Below are 8,574 nucleotides of genomic sequence, written 5' to 3'. Positions count from 1 at the left end.
GGCCATCGGCATCGTGGTGGACGACGCCATCGTGGTGGTGGAGAACGTTGAGCGCATCATGGAGGAAGAGCATCTGCCACCGCGCGAAGCCACGGCCAAGGCGATGGATCAGATCGTGGGTGCCATCATCGGCATCACCGTGGTGCTGTCCGCGGTGTTCGTGCCGATGGCTTTCTTCTCTGGTTCCGTGGGTGCCATTTACCGTCAGTTCGCCGTGACCCTCGTGCTGACCATGCTGTTCTCGGCGCTGATGGCCCTGACGCTGACACCAGCCTTGTGCGCCAGCTTGCTTAAGCACGATCCGAAAGGTCACGCCTTGCCGAGCAAGGGCTTCTTCGGCTGGTTCAACCGCACCTTCCTGGCGGCCACCCAGCGCTACGTTGGCGCGGTGCGCAAGCTGCTCGGCAAGCCCGGGCGCTGGCTGGTGGTCTACGCCGTCATCGTCGCTGCCGCCGTGCTGATGTTCGCCAAGTTGCCGGGCAGTTTCTTGCCCGAGGAAGACCAGGGCTACTTCATCACCATGGTCCAGCTGCCGCCCGGCGCCACGCAGGAACGCACGGTGGCCGTGATGGAGCAGGCCGAGAAATTCTTCCTGAGCCAGCCTGAGGTGGAACACGCGATCGGCATCGTGGGCTTCTCCTTCTTCGGCCGTGGTCAGAACGCGGGTCTGCTCTTCGTGCGCCTGAAGGACTGGAAATTGCGTCCCGACGAGAAAAACAGCGTCAAGGCCGTGGTGCAGCGCGCCAACGGTGCCTTGTTCATGCTCAAGCAAGCCTTCATCTTCAGCATCAATCCCCCGCCGATTCCGGAGCTGGCGGCCGTGGGCGGTTTCGACTTCCGCCTGCAGGATCGCGGCGGCTTGGGGCGCGAGCAACTCGCGCAGGCGCAAACCTTGGCGCTGCAGGCCGCATCCAAGAACACCGCGCTCGCGGGCGTGCGCCTGGACGGCATGCCGGCGGGCCCGCAGCTGCTGTTGGAGATTGACCGCGAGAAGGCCCAGACCCTGGGCGTGGACATCGCCGTGCTCAACGACACCTTGCAGACCCTGTTCGGCACGGCTTACATCAACGACTTCGAGCGCAACGGCCGGGTGCTGCGCGTGCAGATGCAGGCCGACCCGGCCGTGCGCACCAGCCCCGAGGCCATGTTGCGCGTGCAGGTGCGCAACCGCACGGGTGGCATGGTGTCGCTGGCTGAGGTCGTCAAGCCTCTGTGGATGGTGGGCGCGCCCAAGCTGGACCGCTACAACGGCGTGCCCTCGGTCAAGCTGACCGGCAACCCCGCTCCGGGCTACAGCACCGGCCAAGCCATGGCCGCCATGGGTGGGATCGCCGCGCAGCTGCCCGCGGGCGTGGGGTATTCCTGGTCCGGTACCTCCTTCGAGGAAAGCCTGTCAGGTTCCCAGGCGCCCATGCTGTTCGCGATCTCGCTGATCGTCGTGTTCCTCTGCCTGGCAGCGCTGTACGAGAGCTGGTCGATTCCCTTCTCGGTGTTGCTGGTGGTGCCTTTGGGCGTGTTTGGCGCCTTGCTGGCGGTGCTGTTGCGTGGCCTGCCGAACGACGTCTACTTCAAGGTCGGTCTGATCGCGACCATCGGTCTGTCGTCCAAGAACGCCATCCTGATCATCGAATTCGCGCGCAGCCTGCAAGACCAAGGCATGGCCCTGAAAGAGGCCATCATCGAAGCCTGCCGCCTGCGCCTGCGCCCGATCTTGATGACCTCGATCGCCTTCATCGTCGGCGTGCTGCCCCTGGCCATCTCCACGGGCGCGGGGGCACAGAGCCGCCACGCCATCGGGACCGGCGTCATGGGCGGCATGATCGCCGCCACCGTGCTCGCCATCTTCTTGGTGCCGGTGTTCTACCTGACCGTGAGCCGGCTGTTCCCTTCAAAGGGCCGGGACGATGGCAAGTCCGGCGACGGTCTGCCCGCTCTGGAAGTGGGGGCGCGTCATGACTAAGTCACTGCAAGCAGAGGGTGATGCCGTGGTGACTGCCTCATCGAACTCACATTTTCAGAACAGGCCTTTCATGTTGCGTTCCCTGTCCCTGGTGGCCACGGCCGCCTTGCTCTCCGCGTGCACGGTGTTGACGCCGAGCTACGAGCGTCCCGCGCTGTCCGTGCCTGACGTTTGGCCCGCCGAGATCCAAGTCGACGCCCGCACCGTGGCCGCCAAGCCCGTGGCCTGGGAGAGCTTCTTCCCCGACGAGCGCCTGCGCGCCCTGATCCAGTTGGCCTTGGAGCACAACCGTGACATGCGCATCGCCACTGCCCGCGTGCTGGAGGCGCAGGCGCTTTACGGCGTCCAGCGCGCCGACCGCCTGCCCAGCCTCAACGCCGGGGGCAGCGTGGCGCGCAGTCGCACGCCGGGAGATTTGTCCGGAACGGGCAGCTCGGTGCTCGGGCGGCGCGCGGATGTCAACGTCGCCATTCCGTCCTTCGAGCTGGATTTCTGGGGCAGGGTGGCCAGTCTGAGCGACGCCGCCAAGGCCAGCTACCTGGCGACCGAGCAAGCCGAACGCAGTTTCCGCCTGTCCCTGATCGCCAATGTGGCGGACGCATACCTGGCGCAAAGCGAGGCCGACGAGCGCCTGCAACTGGCCCAGGCCACGCTCAAGACCCGCGCCCAAACGCGCGAACTGGTCGACCAGCGTCGCAAGGGCGGTCTGGCTGGGGATCTGGACTACCTGCAGGCCGACGCCGCCTATGAAGGCGCGCGAGCCGAAGTGGCCTCGCTCACGCGGCAGCAGTCCGCCGCGCGCAATTACCTGGCCACGTTGGTCGGCACCCAGCCCGCGAATCTGCCGCCCGCGCGTTCCCTGGCCGCGCAAGGCATCGCGCTAGACCAGCAAGCGGAGCTGCCGTCGCAAGTGCTGCTGCGCCGCCCGGACGTGCGCGCGGCCGAGCAACGTCTGCTGGCCGCGAATGCCAACATTGGCGCGGCGCGTGCGGCGTTCTTCCCGCGCATCGGTTTCACGGGTTCCACCGGCTTCGCGAGCTCGGAGATCGACGGCCTGTTCAAGAGCGGCTCGCAAGCCTGGAGCTTCACGCCGACCATCAGCCTGCCCATCTTCCAGGGCGGACGCAACAAGGCCAATCTGGACTTGGCCACGGTGCGCAAGGACATCGCCGTCGCCGAGTACGAAAAGACCATTCAACAGGCTTTCCGCGAAGTGGCCGACCAGCTCGTGGCCCGCGACCAATTGGCCGCGCAACTGCAAGCGGTGGAGGCGCAGGAGCGCTCACAGCAGCGCGCCACCCTGATCGCCGAGGCGCGTTACGCCCAAGGCGTGGGCAGCTTCCTCGAAGTGCTGGACGCGCAACGCCAGCTCTTCTCCGTGCAGCAAAGCCTGATCCAGGTGCGGCGCAGCATGTGGTCGGCGGCCGCGCAGCTGTACAAGGCCTTGGGGGGCAGTGACGACGTGGCGGCCGGCCAGAAGGGCTGAGTCTTCCGTGCGCTGACGTTCCGGTGTGTGCCCGGCTCTGCACTATGCTTGACGCATGGAACAGAGCATTGAGCAGGGCACGGAACAAGTCGCGGAACAAGTCGATGTGGTCGTCGCGGGCGCTGGGGTCATCGGTCTGGCGGTGGCCCGTGCCCTGGCGCTGAGCGGGCGTGAGGTGCTGGTGCTGGAGGCTGCGTCGGCCATCGGCACGGGCACCAGTTCACGCAACAGCGAAGTCATCCACGCCGGCCTTTACTACCCGACGGGCACGCTCAAGGCGCGTCTGTGCGTGCAGGGGCGCGACATGCTCTACGCCTACTGCGCCGAGCGTGGTGTGAGCCACCGCCGCTGCGGCAAGCTGCTGGTGGCGACCAGCGAAGCGCAGCTTCCCAAGCTGCAGGCCATCGCGGCCCAGGCGGCGGCCAATGGGGTCCATGACTTGCAATGGTTGAGCCGCGACGAGGCCCAGGCTCTGGAGCCCGCGCTGCAATGCGTCGCTGCCTTGCACTCACCCAGCACTGGCATCATCGACAGCCACGGCCTCATGTTGGCCTTGCAGGGCGATCTGGAGAACGCGGGCGGGCAGGTGGTGTTCAACACGCCGGTGACGCGCGCCACCGTGATGCCAGACGGCATCGAGATCGAAGCGGTGGATCGCGCATCGGGCAGCAGCACCCGATTGCGGGCCCGAACCTTCGTCAACGCAGCCGGCTTGAGCGCGCCCGCGCTGGCGCGCCAGATACAAGGGCTGAACCCGCGGCATGTACCCACGGCCCATTACGCCAAGGGCAGCTACTTCTCTCTTGCCGGGCGCGCACCATTCTCCCGTCTCATCTACCCCATGCCCGAAGGCGGCGGCCTGGGCGTGCACCTCACGCTGGACCTGGGTGGCCAGGCGCGCTTCGGGCCGGATGCCGAGTGGCTGTCCGTCGATACCGCTGACCAGATCGACTACACCGTCGACCCCGCGCGTGGTGAGTCCTTCTACGCCGAAGTCCGCCGCTACTGGCCCGGCTTGCAGGACGGCGCCCTGCAGCCCGCGTATTCAGGCGTGCGCCCCAAGATCAGCGCGCCCGACGAAGCCGCCGCCGACTTTGTGATCCAGGGTCCGGCCGACCATGGCGTGCCCGGACTGGTCAACCTCCTCGGCATTGAATCGCCGGGGTTGACGAGTTGTTTGGCGATGGGGGAGTGGGTTCGACAGCTGCTCTAGCCCCGCGCATGGCACCGATGGCGTGCGGTCATGGTGCCAATTGGGCTAAAGTAAGCGCGAGGCAGCGCCCGCCAGAATGTCGGTGTCGCCAAGCCACAGCTCTGATTCATCCTCGCGCGGTTCCAATTGCCCATAGCAAAGAAATGTATTGCATCTGGAGGCGGAGCTGCTGGACGTCGTTGGGGCTGAAGACGCGCACGATGTCGATCTGGGCGTCTTGGTCATCGTGCTCTGGACGCCTAAATTTGTTGGCTTGATTCCCGTGGGTAAAAAATAGAAATCTAGGGATTAGGGAGCGTATGTTCGCGCGAAAAATTGCCGCCGGTTGTGGCAGCCATATCTTGGGTGTACTGGTTTTAACTTTTGGTGGGGTAGCTGCCCACGCTCAAACCGCAACAGAAGCAGAGTTGGAGCAACAACGCCGCGCAGCTGAGCGCGAGCGGAACCAGCGTGAGGCTTTGCAGCGTGGTGTTGACGTATTTGGGTCTAAGCCAGAGACAGCAGCCCGCCCCGAGCCAACTTGGCCTTTGAACGAATCTCCTTGTTTCTTGATTCAGAAGGTCGTCCTTGAAGGTGATGGTGAAGGGCGTTTTTCTTGGGCCCTGGCACCGTTACTTGACGACGATGAAGAAGGCGTTGAAGGACGCTGCATTGGCATTCAGGGCGTCGCTCATGCAGTGCAACTGGTGCAACAGCGTTTGATAGAGCGTGGTTATGTGACTTCACGCGTTCTGGTTCCTCCGCAAGATCTCTCGCGCGGTTTGCTGACGCTGGAATTGTTGCCCGGGCGTATCAGTGCCGTGACTTATGCGGAGCCTCGCAGCGGGAGAAAACCTCCTGTTGGAACGACCCTTCCAACTCAGCCCGGTGAAGTTCTGAACCTGCGACACATCGAGCAGGCGCTGGAGAACATGCGTCGAGTACCGACCGTTCAGGCGGACATCCAGATCGTTCCCGGTGCGCAGCCCGGTGAAAGCGATCTGCAGATTCGCTGGGAGCAAAGTTTCCCGTTTCGGCTTAATTTTTCTGTGGATGATGGTGGCTCCAAATCCACGGGGCGCTACCAGGCCAATACCACCGTGAGTTATGACCATTGGTGGACGCTGAACGATCTGTTTTACATCACCGCTGGCCGCAATTTGGGTGGCGAACTAGGTGATCAAGAGCCGGGTGATCGTGGTGCCCGCAATACTGCGACGCACTATTCCGTACCCTTTGGCTATTGGTCGATTGCCTTCAACACCAGTCGTTACAGCTACCACCAGACGGTGGCGGGTGTGGCTCAGGACTATGTGTACAGCGGGCGCGGCGCGCAACAGGACGCAACGCTCACTCGTTTGTTGTACCGCGACGCTACCAGCAAGACCACGGTCGGGCTGCAGGCTTTTGCGCGGCAGTCGAAGAATTTCATTGACGACACCGAAATTGAGGTTCAGCGTCGGCGCACGGGCGGGTGGGCCTTGGATCTTGAATATCGGACCCAGATTGGCGGAGCACAGTTCGACTCACAGCTCACATACAAGCGAGGCACGGGCGCATTTGGTGCCTTGTCCGCTCCGGAGGAAGAGTTGGATGAAGGGCGCTCACATTTCGCACTTTTCAGTCTGCAAGGTGGTTGGGCTCAGTCATTCGAGCTGATTGGTTTTCCCTTGCAATGGAGCAGCCGTTGGCGCGGGCAGCGTGAACGGACACCCTTGACCCCCCAAGACCGCTTCAGCATCGGTGGGCGCTATAGCGTGCGTGGTTTTGACGGTGAATCCAGTCTTGCCGGTGAACGTGGTTGGTGGTGGCGCAATGAGTTAAGCACCTCCTTGGGGAGCTGGTGGAGTGGGAGCCAGCAGGTTTTTTTGGGCGTCGACCATGGCCAAGTTGACGGCCCTAGCGCACAGAAACTGGTCGGCCAAGACCTTTCTGGCATCGTGCTCGGCTTGCGCGGTCAAATCGGTCAGGGCCGAGGTGCTCTGTCATTTGATCTGTTCTGTGCAGCCCCGCTGGACAAACCCGAAGGTTTCCAAACTGCCGATACAACCACGGGTTTCCAACTTTCCATGGCGTTCTGAGGTCGCGGGGGTTATCGGCTCCCACACAAACCGTCTCGCCATGGGCCCCAAGCCCAATTGCGGCCCGCCATGTGCTCAGTGTTCAATTTGTTACCTTGTGATGTCTGCACGAACGCCTGTCCGCTGCACCGAGTTGCCTATACTTTCTTCCCAAGGCACACCTGTCCGAAAGGCGGGGTCGCAAAGCCACCGGTCTAACGCAGCGGCGCGAAGCGCACTGACACGATAGCGGGGCTGCCAGGCATCCGTTTCTGACCGTCAGGTCCTGGGTGTCTGTCGCAGAGGTTGTTTCGGCCGTTGCAGCGCGATTCCTTTCCCTTCCTCACGGACCGAGTGCCTTGTAGGCAGAGGGAGGGGTGCATGTCCAAGAGGGCGCGCGCGTGTAATGAATCCGATGCCCCATGCCGGGGGCGGCCCGCTGCGGCATGTCAGCGCTGGCGCGTTAGCGACTACACCCCCGTGTATGAATCCGCAGTGCAAACGAGCGCGATGCGAGGGAGTGTCTGACATGAATCGGCTGTGCTATCGAATCATTTTCAACCGCGCCCGTGGCGCGCTGATGGCTGTTGGAGAAGACGCACGTGCTGCTGGACAAGCAGCGAGCGGGCAGCGTCGCGCTCGCAGGGTTGGCGCTAGTGCCACGACAACGGCGGCGTTGCTGCTTGGGGGCTGGGCCTTGCAGCCCCTGGCCTGGGCGCAGATTGTGGCGGACCCCTCGGCACCTGGAACCCAGCAGCCCACGGTGCTGACAGCACCCAACAACGTGACCTTGGTCAATATTCAGACGCCAAGCGCGGCTGGCGTTTCGCGCAACACCTACAGTCAATTCGACATCCAGAGCCGGGGAGTCATCCTCAACAACAGCCGCGGCGACGTGCAAACCCAGCTGGGCGGCTGGGTGCAGGGCAACCCGTGGCTGGCCTCGGGCGGCAGCGCGCGGGTGATCCTCAATGAAGTGAACAGCAGCAAGCCCAGCAGCTTGAATGGCTGGCTGGAGGTGGCGGGCCAGCGTGCGGAGGTGGTGATTGCCAACCCCGCGGGCATTCAGGTCAATGGGGCGGGCTTCATCAACGCCGGTGGCGTGACACTGACCACGGGCACGCCGGTTTTCAGTGGAGGCGCGCTGGAGGCCTATCGGGTGCAGGGCGGGCGCATCACTTTCGGTGGCGGTGGTCTGGATGCCCGGGGGACGAGTTACACCGCCATCCTGGCGCGGGCCGTGGAGGTCAATGCGGGCATCTGGGCGGATCGCCTGAATGTCGTGACCGGAGCGAACCAGGTCAACGCATCGACTCTGGCGGCAAGCCCCTTGGCGGCTTCGGCGGCGGATCCGACGCCTGCGTTTGCGCTGGACGTGAGCCAGCTTGGTGGAATGTATGCCGGGCAAATCCACTTGATCGGCACCGAAGCGGGGGTTGGGGTCAACCAGCGCGGCGTCATCGCGGCCACGACCGGCAACTTGACTTTGCAGGCCAATGGTTGGTTGACCAACACCGGTGCGCTTCAGGCCCAAGGGCATCAGATCTCCGTGCAGGTGCAGGGCGTGACCCAGACGTCCACGGGTGTCGTGGCTGCAGCCGAGGTGACGGTCATCTCTGAAAGCGGTGTGATCAACCAGGGTTTGGTCGATGGAACGAACGTGCTCATTCGGGCGCAGTCGCTGGACAACCAGGGCAGGGTGCAAGCCCTGACCAGCCTGGATCTGGTCACGCCGGGCGCCGTCACGAACAGTGGTGCCCTGCAATCGGGCGGGGGGTTGAACCTCGCGGCTGCGAACATCGTCAACACCTCTACCGGCGCCATCGCTGCAAAGGACGCGGTGATTCACTCCGATACGGGCTTGCTCAACCAGGGC

Annotated in this window: 5 protein-coding genes and 1 riboswitch; all 5 genes read left to right on the top strand. The window is 63.8% G+C overall.

The window, feature by feature from the left end; translation table 11 throughout:
* A partial coding sequence (locus tag HGR_RS10810; RefSeq protein ID WP_006298285.1) for an efflux RND transporter permease subunit occupies window positions 1-1,960 on the top strand: 1,960 nt, incomplete at its 5' end.
* Between the two features lie 70 nt (window positions 1,961-2,030).
* Window positions 2,031-3,446, top strand: a complete 1,416-nt coding sequence (locus HGR_RS10805; RefSeq protein ID WP_006298284.1) for an efflux transporter outer membrane subunit — start codon at window positions 2,031-2,033, stop codon at window positions 3,444-3,446.
* Between the two features lie 55 nt (window positions 3,447-3,501).
* Window positions 3,502-4,659, top strand: coding sequence for an NAD(P)/FAD-dependent oxidoreductase (locus HGR_RS10800; RefSeq protein WP_006298283.1), 1,158 nt, complete (start codon window positions 3,502-3,504; stop codon window positions 4,657-4,659).
* 299 nt (window positions 4,660-4,958) lie between these two features.
* Window positions 4,959-6,719 (top strand): ShlB/FhaC/HecB family hemolysin secretion/activation protein, encoded by a 1,761-nt coding sequence (locus HGR_RS17075; protein WP_081463517.1) that lies wholly within the window; start codon window positions 4,959-4,961, stop codon window positions 6,717-6,719.
* Window positions 6,720-6,863: 144 nt separating this feature from the next.
* Window positions 6,864-6,961, top strand: a riboswitch (cyclic di-GMP riboswitch).
* Window positions 6,962-7,104: 143 nt separating this feature from the next.
* A partial coding sequence (locus HGR_RS10790) for a two-partner secretion domain-containing protein (RefSeq protein ID WP_138922485.1) occupies window positions 7,105-8,574 on the top strand: 1,470 nt, incomplete at its 3' end.

The organism is Hylemonella gracilis ATCC 19624 (assembly GCF_000211835.1).
Classification (GTDB): domain Bacteria; phylum Pseudomonadota; class Gammaproteobacteria; order Burkholderiales; family Burkholderiaceae_C; genus Hylemonella; species Hylemonella gracilis.
The sequence above is the reverse complement of the archived record's forward strand: the minus strand, read 5'-3'. Positions and strand labels throughout refer to the sequence as shown.